Genomic DNA, 602 nt, shown 5'->3' on the forward strand with positions numbered 1-602 from the left:
CACCCTGATGATGAAAGTTTTGTAATACGGCTCATCGGAGACGGGATCGGCCCTGTCAGGCGCCGGATGGAGCGTCTGGATGTCTGATTTTCATCGTTCAGGGTCACATCAATCCGGATTCACGCTGCTCGAAGTTATGGTCGCGGTCGCCATCTTCGCTGGTATTGCGATTACGATTTCCGATACAGCAAGCATGCGCGTAAACAACCTGTTGAGCATGCGAACCATGACACTGGCGTCTTTCGTTGCTGAAAACCGCCTCACCGACATACGCCTTGCGGGTGTGCCACCACAGCCTGGGGAAACCAACGATATCGTCGAGATGGCAGGCCAGGAATGGCACCTCTTTACTGAAGTCACTAAGACTCAGTTCCCCGGACTGGTGCGCATTGATGTTGCGGTCGCACCAGAGATCACTCCGGACAACCCCGTCATTACTCTGTCGACGATCATGGGGCCGAACTGATGATTTCCCGCGGTTTTACGCTCCTTGAGGTATTGGTTGCTGTCGCCATATCTGCAACCGTCGGCATTGCAGCTGTGCAGCTTCTCAGCAACATATCAGGTGTAAATAAAGCATCTATTGAGAAGGCCGATGATCT

The 602-nt window shown here is 53.0% G+C and carries 2 protein-coding genes; both read left to right on the top strand.

Annotated elements, in window-relative coordinates:
- The first annotated feature begins 79 nt into the window (after positions 1–79).
- Positions 80–466: a type II secretion system minor pseudopilin GspI gene (gene gspI / locus B2067_RS02110; RefSeq protein ID WP_301387300.1), complete on the top strand. Its 387-nt coding sequence runs from the start codon at positions 80–82 to the stop codon at positions 464–466.
- Positions 466–602, top strand: a 137-nt coding sequence (locus B2067_RS16055; RefSeq protein ID WP_414716519.1) for a PulJ/GspJ family protein, incomplete at its 3' end; no start/stop codon positions are given. The genes gspI and B2067_RS16055, both read left to right, overlap by 1 nt.

This window comes from Thalassolituus sp. UBA2590 (assembly GCF_002339775.1).
Taxonomy (GTDB): domain Bacteria; phylum Pseudomonadota; class Gammaproteobacteria; order Pseudomonadales; family Oceanobacteraceae; genus Thalassolituus.